Source organism: Streptococcus parasanguinis (genome assembly GCF_040908565.1).
In the GTDB taxonomy this organism is placed as follows: Bacteria; Bacillota; Bacilli; order Lactobacillales; family Streptococcaceae; genus Streptococcus; species Streptococcus parasanguinis_AC.
In genome coordinates, this window is sequence record NZ_JBDGEA010000018.1 from 20,475 (window position 1) to 37,573 (window position 17,099).

Here is a 17,099-nt window from a genome sequence, read left to right on the forward strand (position 1 = left end):
AATCACTCCTTCCGCCCCTGCCTTTTACTTATTCATCGTTGCAATTTCTTTGACCAAGGCCTGTGTTTTTTCCCAACCCAGGCAAGGGTCTGTGATGGATTGACCATAAACCACTGGTTCATTTTGACGACCATCTTCTAGATAGGATTCAATCATGAAACCACGAACTAAAGTTGCCAAATCCTTGTTCCAAGCACGGTTCATCATGGTTTCTCTCACGATGCGTACTTGCTCTTCGAATTGTTTGCCAGAATTGTCATGGTTGGTATCCACCAGGATGAAGGGATGTTGCAAGCCCATTTCGCTATAGCGTTTTGCTGCCGCTAGCAAATCTTCATAATGGTAGTTTGGAATATTCTTACCACTTGCATCCAAGCCCCCACGAAGGATCGCATGAGCTAAAGGATTTCCTGATGTTTCCACTGCTTGGGCATTGAACAAAAAGTTTTGGGGATGTTGGGCTGCATAAATCGCATTGAACATAACAGAAAGATTTCCAGAAGTTGGATTCTTCATACCTGTCGGAGCAGAGATCCCACTAGATACAAAGCGATGCTCCTGGTCTTCAACTGATCGCGCTCCAATGGCATGATAAGAAATCAAATCTTCAACATACGGAAGACTTGCTGGATAAAGCAACTCATCCGCAGTTGTCAAACCAGTTTCTGTAATCACACGGTAGTGGAGATGTCGGACTGCTTTCAAACCGTCCACAAAGCTTGGTGCTGCATGTGTATCTGGTTGGTGCATCAAGCCTTTATAGCCATCCCCATTGGTCCGAGGTTTAGCCGTATAGACCCGCATCACAATGAAAATCTGATCTTTGACTTGCTCTTGCAAGTCTGCCAAACGACGGGCATAGTCCATCACCGCTTCTTCATTATCAGAAGAACAAGGCCCGATCACAAGAAGGATCCGTTGGTCTTCTCCTTTGATAATCGCCTCCAACTCCCGGTCACGTGCTTCTTTACGCTCCAAGGCTGCACCTTCCAAGCGGTAAAGCGACGTGATTTCTTGCTCATCAATCTTATTGCTCTTCCTAACGAATACCATACGGCCTCCTTTTGGTCTCTAGACCCTACCTTTCCTCCTTTAAGAGGAAACCTTAACCTTTACGTCCGTGACAGTTTTTAAACTTCTTACCGGAACCACAAGGGCACAAATCATTGCGTTTCACTTGTGACAAATCAATTTCTGCTGGCATATCTTGTTGTTGGGCTGCAATATTGCGAGTAGCAGTTGTTGAAATGCTGTGTTCTGTACGTGGACGTTCTTGTTCGTGAATTTGGGCTTTCATCATGAGACGAGTGACATCAAATTCAATTGATCCAATCATATCGTTAAACATACGGAAACTTTCTGATTGGTATTCCACCACTGGATTATTTTGCGCATACCCACGAAGTCCAACTGCATTTCGCAATTGATCCAAAGCATCGATATGGTCTGTCCACTTGCTGTCCACCACACGAAGGATCAAGACTTTTTGGAATTCTTGCACAGACTCTTCGTCACGCAATTTCGCTACTTGGCTAGCATAGATTTCTTCTGCACGTCCATACAAGTAATCAATAACTTCCTTGTCAGATTTTCCTTCAATATCGCTTTCAGAAATTGTATCTTCTGGAACCAAATTGTATTTAGCAAAGTTCAGAATCGCTTCAACGCGTTCTTTCTTGCTTGAGTGGCTAGCACCTTCGACAATTCGTTTGATGGTCCGTGTAATCATAGCCATGATTTCAGGAGCCAAGTCGCGGTTAGCTGTGATCACATCATAGCGTTCAGCGTAGATAATTTCCCGTTGTTCCCGCATCACGTCATCGTATTGAAGGACTTGTTTACGCGTATCGTAGTTGTTTCCTTCAACCCGTTTTTGTGCACCCTCTACCTGACGGGTGAACATATTTGAACGGATCACCGATTCTTCTTCGCTCAACTTGAAGCGGTCGAGCACTGCTTTGATCCGCTCAGAACCGAAACGACGCATCAATTCATCTTCAAGAGACAAGTAGAATTGAGATTCACCTGGGTCTCCTTGACGTCCGGAACGACCACGAAGCTGGTTGTCGATCCGACGGCTTTCGTGACGTTCTGTCCCGATGACACACAGGCCACCGAGTTCGCGAACACCTTCACCGAGCTTGATATCCGTACCACGTCCAGCCATGTTGGTCGCGATGGTAACGGCACCACGTTGACCAGCATTCATAATGATTTGCGCTTCTTTGTAGTGGTTTTTCGCATTCAAGACTTCGTGAGGAACACCTGCTTGCACCAACAATTGAGAAAGGTAGTCACTGGTTTCAACGGCAACAGTACCAACAAGGACTGGTTGCCCTTTTTCATGACGAGACTTGACATCTTCCACAACAGCCTTGAATTTTGATTTCAAGCTTGGGTAGAGAAGGTCTGGATGGTCAATACGGGCAATCGGACGGTTGGTTGGAATTGGAATCACGCGAATGTTATAAATTTCACGGAATTCTTCTTCTTCGGTTTTCCCTGTCCCTGTCATCCCTGACAACTTCTTGTACATACGGAAGAGGTTTTGGTAAGTAATCGATGCAGAGGTTTTGGTTTCTTCTTGAACTGGTACACCTTCTTTAGCTTCGATCGCTTGGTGAAGCCCATCAGAATAACGACGACCTTCCATGGTCCGACCAGTAAATTGGTCGACGATCAAGATTTCTTGATCTTCGCTGACCACATAGTCGATATCCAAAATCATGATGTAGTTGGCACGAAGGGCGTTGTCGATAAAGTGGGTCAAGGCTACGTTTTCAATATCGTACAAGTTTTCGAGATTAAAGTAGCTTTCTGCCTTATCAATCCCTGAATCGGACAAACCGATGGTTTTAGATGGGACATCGATAATGTAATCGTCCTCTGTTAAGGTCTTCACATAAGCATCTGCCATGTGGTAGAGCTGGCTCGTATCAGAAGCTGTCTGACCAGAAACGATCAACGGTGTTCGAGCTTCGTCGATCAAGATCGAGTCTACCTCATCGACCAAGGCATAGTTCAATGGACGTTGAACCATGTTTTCAGCACGAACAACCATGTTGTCACGCAGATAGTCAAACCCGATCTCTGAGTTGGTTGAGTAAGTAATATCACAGAGGTAAGCTTCTTTTTTCTCAGCTGGAGATTTTGCTGCCAGGTTGATCCCTACTGAAAGGCCAAGCCATGAGTAAAGTTCTCCCATCTCTGTTGCATCCCGCTCTGTCAGGTATTCATTGACGGTAACAACGTGTACGCCTTTACCAGACAAGGCATTCAAGTACACCGGCATGGTTGCTGTCAGGGTTTTTCCTTCCCCTGTACGCATCTCTGGAACGTCACCATGGTGAAGAACGATCCCCCCCATGACCTGAACCTTGTATGGGAACAAACCAAGAACCCGTTTTGCAGCTTCACGAACAACTGCAAAAGCCTCGTACAAGAGATCATCCAAAGACTCACCATCTTGGTAGCGTTGCTTAAACTCAACTGTTTTCGCTTTTAATTCGTCATCCGTCAAAGCTGCCATTTGGTCTTCATAAGAAAAGACCTTATCAGCCATTTTTTCAAGGCGTTTGATTTCGCCTCGATCATTTTCAATAATTGTTTTTACTAAATTTGCCATTTTTTTCCTTACTTTGATTTTTTCAAAATCTAAAATGTTCTTTTTATTCTAGCATTTTTTTAACATTTTTTCAAGATCAAGGCTGTATCTCACAAGACTTTCGAGTGGTTTTTTTCGTGTGAGAAAATCCAAAAAGATGCCTGCTCAAGCAGACATCTTTTCTATATGCGATAGTTATTCAGACAAATGGTAAGAATAGCTTGCCACAACCACTTCTTCATGCCAACGAAGTGCGTACTTCAATTTCAAACTCATTTGGTTATGGAGAATATTTTGCCAATGTTTTTTAGGGATGAATTGAGGGACTAAGACTGTGACAGTATTCCCTTTTTCCTTAGCTTCCTCAGCTACTTTAGAGACAAATTCAACTGTTGGTTGAATAATATCCCGGTAGCTCGTCATGACATTTTCAAAGCGAATATGAGGGAAATAGTGCTTAAATTCTTCTGCCACCTCTGCATCTTTAACCTTGGTTTCTTCTGTTGAGACGTGCATGGCTATGACGTCATTTCCTAGGCTATTGGCATAACTCATCGCTCCCACACTTACCTGAGTGACATTTCCGACAAGGACAATCACGGTATTGCCCGCATAACTTGTCTTTTCGATCCTACCTCCCAAGCGCAATTGAGCCGCAACTTTATCATAGTGATTGCGGATACTCAAGAACATCCAAAGCAAAAGACCAATAATAGGGAAGAAGGGCCAGATTTCACGCAGACGGAACAGCAAGAGGATCAAGACAATACCATAACAGATGGCTGCCCCCAGGATATTGGCAAGCGAATACTTGAGAAATCCTTTTTGATATTGGCGTTTCCAGTGGATCACCATCCCTGTTTGAGAAAGGGCAAAAGGAATGAAGACCCCAATGGTATAAAGCGGAATCAAACTTTCTGTTTGCCCATCAAAGATCAAGAGCAAGACGATGGCACCAATCGCCAAGGTCAAAATCCCATTGGAATAGCCCAGACGATCCCCTTTTTCCATATACATGTGTGGCATGTATTTATTTTTAGCCATGTTAAAAGCCAACATCGGAAAAGCGGAGAACCCAGTATTCGCTGCAACTGCCAAAATCAAGGCTGTTGATAATTGGAAAACGTAGAAGAAAGCTTGTCCGACTGGGGAATTCCCTAAGATAGCTTGGGCCATTTGGGCTAGAGTCGTTACCCCTTTTGCCGGAACGACACCCACCCAGTAATTGAGGAAGGTAATCCCTGCAAACATGATCCCCAAAATCAAAGCCATAATGGTCAAGGTAGAGGCCGCATTCTTTGCTTTTGGTTTCTTAAAGAAAGGAACCGAATTGGAGATGGCTTCAACACCTGTTAGTGAAGCTGATCCACTCGTAAAGGCCCGCAATAAGAGAATGACACTAACCCCTGAAATGGTTTGACCCACATGAGCAGTTGCGTTATAAGCCAAATGCCCTGTCAAAATTTGGATCACACCATAGCCGATCAAGGCAATCGTACTAACAATGAACAGGTAGACTGGAATCATCAAGGAAGTAGCTGATTCACGCAGCCCCCGTAAGTTCATCAGCATCAAGAGCAAGACCAACAAAATGGAAATGTGAAGATTATAAGGATGTAGAGAAGGGATGGCTGACGTGATGGCATCTGCACCGGAAGAAACAGATACTGCTACTGTCAGCATGTAGTCGACCAAGAGACTGCCACCAGCGATCAACCCCGCTTTCGGAGACAAGTTCTCCGTAGTCACCATGTAGGCTCCTCCTCCTTGGGGATAGGCATGAATAACCTGGCGATAAGAAATCGTTAAACTGGCTAGGAGAACTAGAACCACAATCCCAATTGGAATGGACCACCAAATGGCTCCTGCTGATACGGTCATCAAGACCAAGATAACTTGCTCTGGACCATAGGCGATAGAAGAAAGCGCGTCACTAGAGAGCATGGCCAAGGCCTGCATCTTCCCTAGCAACCCTCCTTCACCTTCTGCACCAGATTTCAACGGACGGCCAATAAACCATTTTTTAAATGTTGAAAACATAAAAAACTCCTTGAAAAAAAGATCATGAGGCCGGGAATTCCCTGCCTCTTTTCATAAAACAGGGGTTATTCTACTCCTTTTTTTCAAGACTGTCAACCGAAATTGTGAAAGTTTCATAATTTTTTCATTCTTTCCTTTCCTTCCGCCTCCCATAGATAGGACGGTTTCTTTTCAATTTTTTCCAAGCAAAAAACGAGGCTGGGACAAAAATCCTAGCCTCTCAATTATTTTTGGATTGTCGAACAAGACGCAGTGGTTGAGTGGGCTCTAGTACGCTGATTTCATCAGCTTTTACAGCCCTACTCAACTGTGCGGAGGTGGGACGACGAAATCGAATTCTAACGAATGACCGATTTCTGTCCCACTCTCACTTTTTTATTTCGGTTGATTTTCTACATAAGAAGCAATGACATCCGAAGTGTACTGGGCTGTACCAGCCCCAAACTTGTCGATGTTTCCCTTGAATTCTGGATTATAGACATAGCCTTTGCCGATATGGCCAAAAACCTCTATAGAGCAATCAAATCCATAGGTTCGAATCGCGTCTAACAGTTTGGCTGCTGCTTCTTGGTTTTCAAATTCGGTTACTGGCAGACCAGCTTGAAGGTTTTTCGCAAAGACTTGGAAGACTTGGTTAAAGGCTCTTGTTGCCTCATCTTCTCGACCTTTTTGGCGTTCAAGCGCTTGGTTCATGACTTCTTGACCATACTTGTCTACCGCCTCTTGATGGTATTTTTGAGTATCTTGGTAGCTAAATCCAGTAAATTTTTCCTCAATTGTCATTTGTCTTTCTCCTTTTTGTTCTTGAATGGTTTTTTGCAAAGTGGAAATCAAGGTATCTAGACGTTCTCTCTCCTGAGTTAAATAGGCTAACTGCTTGGTTAAATGGGGTAATAAGTTAGACTTTTCTTCGGCTAAGAGTTCTGCTATTTGGTCCAAGGAAAACCCTAGATACTTGTAATAGAGAATTACCTGTAAGCGTTCTAAATCATCTTGGCTGTATGTTCGATAGCCATTTTCAGATTTCACAGGGACGAGAAGTCCTATCTTATCATAGTGGTGCAAGGTCTTGATAGAGACACCTGACAGCTCTGCAGCTTCTTTGATATGGTACATGATTTCCTCCTTGTACTCAATGAAAATCAAAGAGCAAACTAGGAAGCTAGCCGCAGGTTGCTCAAAGCACTGCTTTGAGGTTGTAGATAGAACTGACGATGTCAGTAACATATATACAGTAAGGCGACGCTGACGTGGTTTGAATTTGATTTTCGAAGAGTATTATAAGGATAGTATAATCCCTCCCCTAAGGTCAGAGTCAAGACTTAACATAAAAATAGTTTTATTTCAGAAAAAAGGCTTGAGTAGTTCCATTGCGTTTTACTCAACCCTTTGTTTTTTTTATGGGTGACTCACGATCAATTCTAAACCTTGCCCTTCCAAAGTCCAAGATTCAACATCGCTTGGCAAGATAAAGTGACTTCCTTTTTGAATAGGATATTCCTTTCCATCTACCGTCACTTTTCCTTCTCCGGTTAAGACGCTCAATAAGCTGTAATCAGCAGTCTTTTCAAAATTAGCTTTTCCAGTAAGTTCCCAATTATAAACGGTGAAGAAATCACTTGCAACCAAGGTCGTCATCCGAAGATCATCGATCACAACTGTATCTGGATGGCTATTAGCTGGCTCCCCAATATTCAACACATCAATTGATTTTTCTAGATGAAGCTCCCGCAAGTTTCCTTGATCATCCTTGCGATCAAAATCATAAACCCGATAGGTTGTGTCACTCGACTGTTGGGTTTCAAGAATCAAGATTCCAGATCCAATTGCGTGCATGGTTCCACTTGGCACATAGAAGAAATCTCCAGCCTTGACTGGAACTTTTGTCAACAAGGCATCCCAGTTTTTATCTTCGATTTGCTGGCGGAGGTCTTCTTTTGACTTGGCATTGTGTCCATAGATAATCTCTGATCCTTCGTCAGCCGCAATCACATACCAACACTCGGTTTTTCCAAGTTCTCCCTCATGCTCCATGGCATAGGTATCATCCGGATGCACCTGTACACTAAGCCAATCGTTAGCATCCAAAATCTTTGTTAATAAAGGAAAGACAGGCTCTTTACGATTGCCGAATAATTCTCGGTGCTCTTGATAGAGCTGATCCAATCCCATACCTTCGTATGGACCATTGGCCACTTTAGAAACGCCATGCGGATGGGCCGAAATGGCCCAAAATTCACCGACATGGTCACTCGGAATGTCGTAACCAAATTCCTCTTTTAGACGTGTTCCTCCCCAAATTTTTTCCTGCATCACTGAATGTAAAAATAATGGTTGTCCCATAATATCCTCCTCGCATTTCATGTTTCTATTATACAAAAAAAAGAAAGCTTTTGAAAGCCCTTTCTGATCGTTTCCTTTCTCGCCAGAATCTTCATTTTTGTGTATAATGGAAAAGATGACACTAAAAGAAAACATTATCCAACTGGCACATTCTATTGGGATTTCAAAAATTGGATTTACAACCGCTGATGACTTCGCTTATTTGGAAAAATCGCTCCGCTTGGCCGTTGAGGAAGGACGGAATTCTGGATTCGAGCATAAGAATATCGAAGAGCGCATCCAACCTAAATTAAGTCTCTCCTCCGCAAAGACCATCATCTCAATTGCTGTCGCCTACCCCCATAAGCTCAAACAACAACCTCAAAAAACTACCTATAAAAGAGGAAAATTCACGCCCAACAGCTGGGGATTAGATTATCATTATGTCCTTCAAGACAAGCTCAATCGCTTAGCTGCTGGGATTGAAGAAATGACGCAGGATTTCGAATACAAGGGGATGGTCGATACTGGAGCACTGGTTGATACAGCTGTCGCCCAACGAGCAGGGATTGGTTTTATTGGAAAAAATGGCTTGGTCATTTCAAAAGAATACGGTTCCTACATGTTTCTGGGGGAATTGATTACCAACCTCGAAATTGAACCAGATCAGCCTGTCGACTATGGTTGTGGGGACTGTCGCCGTTGTTTAGATGCTTGCCCAACCTCCTGCTTAATCGGAGACGGCTCTATGAATGCCAAACGCTGCTTGTCCTTCCAAACTCAAGACAAGGGCATGATGGACCTAGAATTTCGCAAGAAAATTAAAACGGTCATCTATGGATGTGACATCTGTCAGATTAGCTGCCCTTATAACAAAGGTCTGGATAATCCCTTGGCAACAGAAATCGATCCTGATCTGGCTCATCCAGAGTTGATTCCTTTTATCGAACTGTCTAACGGACAATTTAAGGAAAAATTTGGAAACGTTGCCGGAAGCTGGCGAGGCAAAAATATCCTCCAGCGCAATGCCATTATCGCACTAGCAAATGCTAATGACCGCTCAGCCATCCCTAAGCTACTGAACATCATCGAGACCTCGCAAAATCAGATCCATATCGCAACGGCTATCTGGTCCTTAGGGCAACTGCTACGTGAAGTCACCCCAGACCTTGTTGAGCTCTTACTGAATATCAAACATCCGACTAATGCTATCATAGAAGAACGAACTGCTTTCTTTGAAAAATTCGGCATTCAAGCAGTTTCACAACTACAATGAAAAAACACTAAGGTTGTAACCTTAGTGTTTTTTTAGTTCCTTCAAGAAATACCAGCTCCCCATTTCTACATGGTTAAAGCTAATCTCGCTAGAGTAGACTTCCTTGTAGCCATTTTTGGTATAAAAATAGACATTTCCCTTCGTATTGGTATAAAAGGCTAGTTTTTCTCCTTTAACCTCTTCCAAGAAAGGCTCAATTCCTTCTGTCATAAAGCGACTGCCATAGCCCTGCCGTTGGTGTTTAGGGGCGACTGCGAGAAGCATTAAATACCAATCAAAATCTACATTTTGCTCCAATTCCTTATCTGTGTCCTCCATAAATTTAAAGTAGGCCAACATATTCTTTAAGGAAATAAACTTGAGCAAACCCAATCCCCCATTTAAGAGATAGGCTCGAAAAGGAATCGGCCCCTTTTGTAACAAGGCAACTGCATAAATTTCATCGTTCTTTTCTGCTACAAGGCAAATATGGTGCTTGAGAAAAACCTTTACCAAGATACGCATCATGGCTTCAACAAAGGCAGGATACTGCTTGGGATCCCGAACCAAATCCTTGATAACTTTTAAAAATAGATAATCCTCAAAAGCTGCACCGGCTACTCGAACCACCTGATCCAGATCTGCTTTTTCTGCTTTTCTGTACTTCATCTTCTCTCCTATTCTAAATCTACTTTCCAGTATACACTATCCTTCACCCTTACACAAAGGTCAATTTTTAAGAATTTGTTCATTCAAACCAGCAAAAAGAGCCCTCCCCAGACGAGTCCCAATCCCCAAGCAACGAGAACGTCCTTGGGATAATGAACCCCTCCAAAAACTCGGACAAGGGCTAATAGAAGAGATAGGAGCATCGAGCACATTCCAAACGGAAGCGACAACTGACAGACACACATAGAGATAATGGTCGCCGAAAAAACATGGCGGCTAGGAAAAGAATGTCCCGATGAATTTTTCTCTAATAAAGGTTGAATGTCCCATGTTTCGTAAGGTCTTGGAACATTGATCCAATGGCGGAAGAGACTAAACAAGATAAAGCCAGAAGCTGGAATCCAAATAAAAGGCCAAATTCCTCCAGTCGCGGTTTGTTTTAAACATAGCCAACAAAAGACTAGACCATAGATGCCTGGCATGACGAGAGTTAGGATTCGATTTGTCCGCCGAAGGACCTGCACACGACGCGGATTTTTCGCAAAAGGCAGGGTTAGCCAACGATAAAATTGCGGGTATTCTTGAAGGTTGCGCTTCATCTTGGAACTCCTGTCTTTCATCTGATTTTCGTACTACTAGTATACGCGATCCTAAGAAAACCTGTCAAGTACGGTTTCTTTTTTATTGTTTCTTTCTTCTTTTTTTATACAACCGCTATTCCTTTTTTTGCTTTTATCAATTTTATGTCTCCAAGAATCGACTTTTCTATCACTTTTTCCTAGTAAAAAATGGAGTCGAATAGACTCCATTAATGACTTCTAGATAATAATACCTTCTAGATGATCCATTTCGTGCTGACAGATCTGGGCTGGAAAACCTGACAAATGAATCGTTTTTGCTTTCCAATTCACATCTCGATAGGCCACTGAAATCTCCTCATAACGCGTGGTCGCCCGACTCCCCACTAAAGATAAGCATCCTTCCTCTGTTTGATAAGGCTTTTTCTTTTCAAGGAGAACAGGATTAAACATGACCAGATTTTCATTTCCCATTCGAATGATAATCGCCCGCTTTTTAACTCCGATCATATTGGCAGCCAAACCCACACACTCAAGGAGATGAGCATTTAAGGTATCCTGCAAATCCAAACCCAAGGTGCGATCCTCAGGTGTCGCTTCTTCTGACTTTTGACCCAAGAATAAGACATCCTTCACAATATTCTTTTTCATTCCTTCCCTCTCTTCTTCATAGATAGACGAAAGAAACCGAGACAAATCTGTCTCGGTCTCGCTCTTGTTTCTAACCTCTAAGAGACAATTGCTACTTATTTTTTAAGCTTCTCGCTCACTTCTTTTGCAAGAACAAAGTTCCCCAAGGTCGCTGAACCATTGCCAGCAACTGCAGGTGTCACAATATAATCTCTCACATCTGGTACAGGGAGGTAACCGTTCAATAAAGCTGTAAATTTCGTCCGCACACGATCCAGCATATGTTGTTGAGCCATGACTCCTCCTCCAAAGACAATGATGTCTGGGCGGAAGGTAACTGTCGCATTCACTGCAGCTTGTGCGATGTAGTAGGCTTGAATATCCCATACATTGCTGTTGAGTTCAATGTTTTCCCCACGAATACCTGTACGAGCTTCGAGACTTGGACCAGCCGCAAAGCCTTCCAAACAGCCATTGTGGAAAGGACAAACACCCTTGAATTCTTTTTCTACATCCATTGGGTGTTGGGCAACATAGTAGTGACCCATTTCTGGGTGTCCAGCACCCCCGATAAACTCACCACGTTGGATGACACCAGCACCGATCCCTGTTCCGATGGTATAGTAAACCAAGTTTTCGATGTGGCCACCCGCATTATTACGTGCCACCACTTCTCCATAGGCAGAGCTATTCACATCTGTCGTGAAATAGATGGGAACATTTAAAGCACGACGAATCGCTCCAACAATATCTACATTGGCCCAATTTGGTTTTGGAGTCGTTGTGATGAAACCATAAGTTTTCGAATTTTGATCAATATCAATCGGACCGAATGATCCAATTGCTAAACCAGCCAAGTTTTCAAATTTTGAGAAAAATTCAATAGTTTTATCAATGGTCTCGATTGGCTTAGTTGTTGGAAATTGTACTTTCTCAATCACATTGTAGTTTTCATCACCAACCGCACAAACAAATTTTGTACCGCCAGCTTCCAAACTTCCGTATAATTTTGTCATGTTGGCTCCTTTTTATTATGAAAAATATCCTGTATTTATTATAGCATATTTTATCGTCAATCTTTTTCTCTTCTCTATAGAAAAAGCACGCTTTTTTTGAGAAATAAAATTCAAGGACTGGAGAGAATCTGACCAGTCCTTGAGAACTTATTGATTTGATTAAGCTTTGACTTCGATGATCGCATCACCCTTCGCAACAGATCCAGTTGCAACAGGTGTAACAGAAGCAAAGTCAGCTGTGTTAGTGACGATCACCATAGTTGTGTCTTCAAGACCAGCTGCGGCAATTTTCGTTGCATCAAATGTACCAAGGACATCACCAGCTTTCACTTTATCGCCTTGAGCTACTTTTTGATCAAATCCTTCCCCGTTCATTGATACGGTATCAATCCCAACGTGGATTAAGATTTCAGCACCATTAGCTGTCTTCAAACCGTAGGCATGACCAGTTGCAAAAGCAATGGTAACTTCCGCATCCGCCGGAGCATAAACGACACCTTCAGAAGGTTTGATGGCAATTCCTTGCCCCATCGCTCCACTTGAAAAGACAGGATCATCTACTCTTGAAAGTTCCACAGCAGTCCCAACGATAGGAGAGATAATTGTTTCATCAGAAAGTGTTGTTTCTACATTTTCAGAAGTTGCAAGAACTTCTTTTGCTTCTGTTTTTACAGAAGCTTCCGTTGCTGCTACATTTCCTTCTGCAGCAAACACATCTGCTGCTTTTGTCTTACCGTAGAAGTAAGTCAATGCAAAGGCTACCGCAAAGGCAATCACTTCACACAAGAGGTAGAATGGGATGGATGTTGCATTGATTGAAAGGAATCCAAGGAAACCTGCTGATCCAAGTGAAACAGCAACTACTTGGAGAAGACCTGCAAAGAGGGCACCCACTGCTGAACCGATAAGGGCACAGAAGAATGGGAATTTGTATTTCAAGTTAACCCCGAAGAGGGCTGGTTCTGTGATACCAAGAAGGGCAGACACACCTGCAGAAGATGCAAGACCTTTGGTTTTTTCGCTTTTCGTCAAGAACAAGATGGCAAAAGTTGCAGCACCTTGCGCTACGTTGGCCATTGATGCAACAACGAAGATGAAATCTCCATGTCCTGCACCTTTTTGCCAAGCTGAAAGTAATTGTGTTTCGATAGCTGGGAATGATTGGTGAAGACCTGTCATAACGATCAATGAGTAAGTTCCACCAAAGACTGTCATACCGATAAAGCTTGTTGTGTTATACAACCATACAATAGCGTCTGTGATTCCGTTTGATACCAAAAGCATCACTGGACCAACCACAGTAAAGGTAAGGAATCCAGTAATCATCACAGAAAGCAATGGAGTAAAGGTGAAGTCAACTGCAGATGGCAATTTCTTGTGGAAGAATTTTTCCAAATGTGCCAAGATCCAGATCGCTGCTAAGACAGGAATAACTTGGTAGGCATAGTTTGTTTGTGCTACATTGTAGCCAAAGATATCCCAGAATTTAGTAGCCCCACCAAGATCTGGTGTGGTCATGATCATACCGATCGCAGCACCCAAGAAGATGTTTGCTCCAAAGCGTTTGGCTGCAGAAATACCAACCAAAATTGGCAAGAACATAAATGGTGCAGCTGACATCAATTGGATCATAGCTGAAAGACCCTTGATAGCTGGGTACATTTCTTCCAATGATTTAGGTCCAAACAAACCAGCTGAAGTCAAGAAGTTCCGAAGGGCCATCAAGAGACCACCTGCAACCAAGGCAGGAATGATTGGAACGAAGATATCAGACAAGAGTTTAATCAAGGCCATCAATGGGTTGAATTTCTTATCTTTTGCAGCGATTTGTTTCAAATCGTCTGTTGATACTTCTTTCAAACCAGTCGCTTTAATCAGCTCTTCATAAACAAAGTTTACATCTCCAGGTCCGATGATGACTTGGTATTGACCATCTGATTTGAAGGTTCCTTTGACATCAGCATTGTTATCAAGTGCAGCTTGATCAACTTTGCTATCGTCTTTCAATACCAAACGTAGACGTGTCGCACAGTGTGCTGCCGCAACAAGGTTATCTTTACCGACTGCTTCGATAACCTCTTTGGCTACTTTATTGTAATCCATAAAGTAAATCTCCTTATTTTTTGTAATGTAAACGGTTAAATCGTTTCTACGTTTTTAATTGTACCACGTATTGAAAATATGTCAAGCGTTTTGCAGGATTTTTTTGAAACTTTTTTGGACTTTTTGACACCTTTTGACAGTATGAAACAATTTTCATTTTAAAATAGGCCTGTACTCCGCTTTTTAGCGCTTTTAATCAGTCTTTTATTTTCATTTTCTTTCATATTTTCATAAATTTGCAACTTCTCCTCTTTTCTTCACGCTACAAAATAGATGTCAAGCGTTTGACATTTTTTGCCTTTTTTTTCATTTATTGCTTGCATTTTTAATAGGAAATCGGTACTATGGAAGTAAGAAAAAAGTTCGGAGGAATAAAATGGAATGGACAACTGAACGTCGTTACAGACGTTACGAAGACTGGACAAAAGAGGAAAAGCAAGCCATCCAAGATCATATGGCCAAATCTCCTTGGCATACACACTATCATGTTGAGCCAAAAGCTGGTCTCTTAAATGATCCTAACGGTTTTTCCTACTTTGATGGAAAATGGATCTTGTTTTACCAAAATTTTCCATTTGGTGCAGCCCATGGGTTAAAATCATGGGTACAAACAGAAAGTGAAGACTTGGTTCATTTCACAGAGACTGGTGTAACCCTTCTTCCAGATACAGAACTAGATAGCCACGGAGCCTATTCCGGATCGGCCATGCAGTTTGATGACAAACTATTCTTATTCTATACTGGAAATGTTCGTGATGCAGAATGGGTCCGTCATCCCTACCAAGTCGGTGCTTTGATGGATAAAGAAGGAAAGATCGAAAAAATTGACAAGATCTTGATTGATCAACCGGCTGATTCGACTGATCACTTCCGTGACCCACAGATTTTTAATTTTAAAGGTCAATACTACGCTATCGTTGGTGGCCAAGACCTTGAGAAGAAAGGATTCATCCGCCTCTATAAGGCGGTTGATAACGACTATACCAACTGGGTTGAAGTCGGTGACTTGGATTTTGCAAATGACCGGACAGCTTACATGATGGAATGTCCCAATCTGGTCTTTGTAGAGGATCAACCAGTTCTCCTCTACTGTCCTCAAGGCTTGGACAAATCGGTATGCGATTATGAAAACATTTACCCAAATATGTACAAGATTGGGGCAAGCTTTGATCCAGAAAAGGCTAAAATGGTCGATGTATCTGAATTGCACAATCTAGACTATGGCTTTGAAGCCTATGCCACTCAAGGATTCAATGCACCTGATGGACGTGCCTATGCTGTCAGCTGGCTTGGCCTTCCAGATGTTTCCTGTCCAACGGATTCCTATGACTATCAAGGAGCACTCTCACTGGTCAAAGAAGTCACCATCAAAGATGGCAAGCTCTACCAATACCCGGTTGAAGCTATCAAAAACTTACGGGCAGAGAGTGAAGCAGTTGCCAACAAGGCGCAAACTAAGAATTGCTATGAATTGGAATTGCTATTTGAAAAAGACAGCCAAAATGAGATCGTCCTCTTTGCAGATCCAGAAGGAAAGGGCTTAGTTCTCACATTCGATCTAGCGAAAGGATTAGTCACAGTCGATCGTAGCCAGGCTGGTGAGCAATATGCCCAAGACTTTGGGACTAGCCGTAGCTGCACAATTGCTAACCAAGCGACAACCGCTAATATTTTCATTGACAATTCGATTTTTGAAATCTTTATCAATAAAGGAGAAAAAGTATTTTCTGGTCGGGTCTTCCCACATGCTGATCAAAATGGTATTTTGATCAAGTCTGGAAACCCTACCGGAACCTACTATGAACTTGATCATGGTCGCAAAGCTAACTGATGTCGCCAAACTCGCCGGTGTCAGCCCTACCACAGTCTCACGGGTCATCAATAAAAAAGGATACCTGTCTGAGAAAACGATCCAAAAAGTCCAAGAAGCCATGCGAGAATTGGGTTATAAACCTAACAATGTTGCTCGTAGCCTCCAAGGAAAATCAGCCAAGTTAGTCGGCTTGATCTTTCCCAACATCAGCAATGTTTTCTATGCTGAATTAATCGACAAACTAGAGCACCAACTCTTCAAACATGGCTACAAAACCATCATCTGCAATAGTGAACACAACTCTGAAAAAGAGCGCGAATACATTGAGATGTTGGAGGCCAACCAGGTAGATGGTATCATTTCTGGAAGTCACAATTTAGGGATTGAGGATTACAACCGAGTGACTGCTCCTATCATTGCTTTTGACCGCAACCTCTCCCCAGAAATTCCAGTTGTCTCTTCTGATAACTATGCTGGTGGAGTTTTAGCAGCAGAAACCCTGGTCAAAAGTGGTGCCAAAAAGATCATCATGATCACAGGTAATGACAACTCCAACTCCCCAACCGGTTTGCGTCACGCAGGCTTTGCATCGGTTTTGCCTGAGTCCATGATCATCAATGTTTCCAGTGATTTCTCGCCCATTCGCAAGGAAATGGAAATCAAACAAATTTTAACCCAGCAAAAACCAGACGCCATTTTTGCCTCCGATGATTTGACAGCGATCCTGATCATGAAAGTCGCTAGAGAATTAGATATTCAGATTCCTCAGGATTTGAAAGTGATTGGTTATGATGGAACCCAGTTTATTGAGACTTATACTCCTGAACTGACAACCATCCAACAACCTCTAAAGGATATTGCCATTCTGATGGTGGACCTACTACTCCAAAAGATCGAAGGAGAACAAGTAGCGACAACTGGTTATTTCTTACCCGTTAGTCTCCATTCTGGAAAAAGTGTTTAAAAGCAGAGGCTGGGACAAAAGTCCTAGCCTCTTAATTGTTTTTGGATTGTTGAGCAAGACGCAGTGGTTGAGCGGGCTCTACTACGCTGATTTCATCAGCTTTTA

Annotated in this window: 13 protein-coding genes; 3 read left to right on the forward strand and 10 right to left on the reverse strand. The window is 42.6% G+C overall.

Going from position 1 to position 17,099, the window contains the following annotated elements; translation table 11 throughout:
* Nucleotides 1-24: 24 nt before the first annotated feature.
* The 5 genes from AB5Y61_RS08825 to manA all read right to left on the reverse strand — a co-directional run bounded on the left by AB5Y61_RS08825 (nucleotide 25) and on the right by manA (nucleotide 7,987).
* Nucleotides 25-1,053 carry a 3-deoxy-7-phosphoheptulonate synthase gene (locus tag AB5Y61_RS08825; RefSeq protein WP_368403879.1) on the reverse strand — a complete coding sequence of 343 codons (1,029 nt, stop codon included), beginning with the start codon at nucleotides 1,051-1,053 and terminating at the stop codon, nucleotides 25-27.
* Between the two features lie 52 nt (nucleotides 1,054-1,105).
* Nucleotides 1,106-3,625, reverse strand: coding sequence for a preprotein translocase subunit SecA (gene secA, locus AB5Y61_RS08830; protein ID WP_368403880.1), 2,520 nt, complete (start codon nucleotides 3,623-3,625; stop codon nucleotides 1,106-1,108).
* 174 nt (nucleotides 3,626-3,799) lie between these two features.
* On the reverse strand, nucleotides 3,800-5,644 hold the full coding sequence (locus AB5Y61_RS08835) for an APC family permease (protein ID WP_368403881.1): 1,845 nt from the start codon (nucleotides 5,642-5,644) through the stop codon (nucleotides 3,800-3,802).
* Between the two features lie 375 nt (nucleotides 5,645-6,019).
* Nucleotides 6,020-6,760 carry a MerR family transcriptional regulator gene (locus tag AB5Y61_RS08840; protein ID WP_368403882.1) on the reverse strand — a complete coding sequence of 247 codons (741 nt, stop codon included), beginning with the start codon at nucleotides 6,758-6,760 and terminating at the stop codon, nucleotides 6,020-6,022.
* A gap of 282 nt (nucleotides 6,761-7,042) precedes the next feature.
* Nucleotides 7,043-7,987: a mannose-6-phosphate isomerase, class I gene (gene manA / locus AB5Y61_RS08845; RefSeq protein ID WP_368403883.1), complete on the reverse strand. Its 945-nt coding sequence runs from the start codon at nucleotides 7,985-7,987 to the stop codon at nucleotides 7,043-7,045.
* 115 nt (nucleotides 7,988-8,102) lie between these two features.
* Here manA and queG point away from each other — a divergent pair, with 115 nt between their 5' ends.
* Complete coding sequence (gene queG, locus AB5Y61_RS08850; protein WP_368403884.1) at nucleotides 8,103-9,242, forward strand: tRNA epoxyqueuosine(34) reductase QueG; 1,140 nt, start codon at nucleotides 8,103-8,105, stop codon at nucleotides 9,240-9,242.
* Nucleotides 9,243-9,263: 21 nt separating this feature from the next.
* Here the strand turns inward: queG and AB5Y61_RS08855 are convergent, their stop codons facing one another.
* The 5 genes from AB5Y61_RS08855 to AB5Y61_RS08875 form a co-directional block, all read right to left on the reverse strand.
* Nucleotides 9,264-9,890 (reverse strand): GNAT family N-acetyltransferase, encoded by a 627-nt coding sequence (locus AB5Y61_RS08855; protein WP_368403885.1) that lies wholly within the window; start codon nucleotides 9,888-9,890, stop codon nucleotides 9,264-9,266.
* Between the two features lie 83 nt (nucleotides 9,891-9,973).
* Nucleotides 9,974-10,489: a phosphatase PAP2 family protein gene (locus tag AB5Y61_RS08860; RefSeq protein ID WP_368403886.1), complete on the reverse strand. Its 516-nt coding sequence runs from the start codon at nucleotides 10,487-10,489 to the stop codon at nucleotides 9,974-9,976.
* Nucleotides 10,490-10,708: 219 nt separating this feature from the next.
* Complete coding sequence (locus AB5Y61_RS08865) at nucleotides 10,709-11,119, reverse strand: peptide deformylase (RefSeq protein WP_368403887.1); 411 nt, start codon at nucleotides 11,117-11,119, stop codon at nucleotides 10,709-10,711.
* Between the two features lie 95 nt (nucleotides 11,120-11,214).
* A complete protein-coding gene (gene scrK / locus AB5Y61_RS08870; RefSeq protein WP_368403888.1) occupies nucleotides 11,215-12,114 on the reverse strand; it encodes a fructokinase ScrK in 900 nt (299 codons plus the stop codon).
* A 159-nt stretch (nucleotides 12,115-12,273) separates the two neighbouring features.
* Nucleotides 12,274-14,217: a sucrose-specific PTS transporter subunit IIBC gene (locus AB5Y61_RS08875; protein WP_368403889.1), complete on the reverse strand. Its 1,944-nt coding sequence runs from the start codon at nucleotides 14,215-14,217 to the stop codon at nucleotides 12,274-12,276.
* 376 nt (nucleotides 14,218-14,593) lie between these two features.
* Here AB5Y61_RS08875 and AB5Y61_RS08880 point away from each other — a divergent pair, with 376 nt between their 5' ends.
* Both AB5Y61_RS08880 and AB5Y61_RS08885 read left to right on the forward strand, forming a co-directional pair.
* Nucleotides 14,594-16,048 carry a sucrose-6-phosphate hydrolase gene (locus tag AB5Y61_RS08880; protein ID WP_368403890.1) on the forward strand — a complete coding sequence of 485 codons (1,455 nt, stop codon included), beginning with the start codon at nucleotides 14,594-14,596 and terminating at the stop codon, nucleotides 16,046-16,048.
* Complete coding sequence (locus tag AB5Y61_RS08885) at nucleotides 16,029-16,994, forward strand: LacI family DNA-binding transcriptional regulator (RefSeq protein WP_368403891.1); 966 nt, start codon at nucleotides 16,029-16,031, stop codon at nucleotides 16,992-16,994. The genes AB5Y61_RS08880 and AB5Y61_RS08885 overlap by 20 nt, the downstream gene beginning before the upstream one ends.
* Nucleotides 16,995-17,099 lie beyond the last annotated feature (105 nt).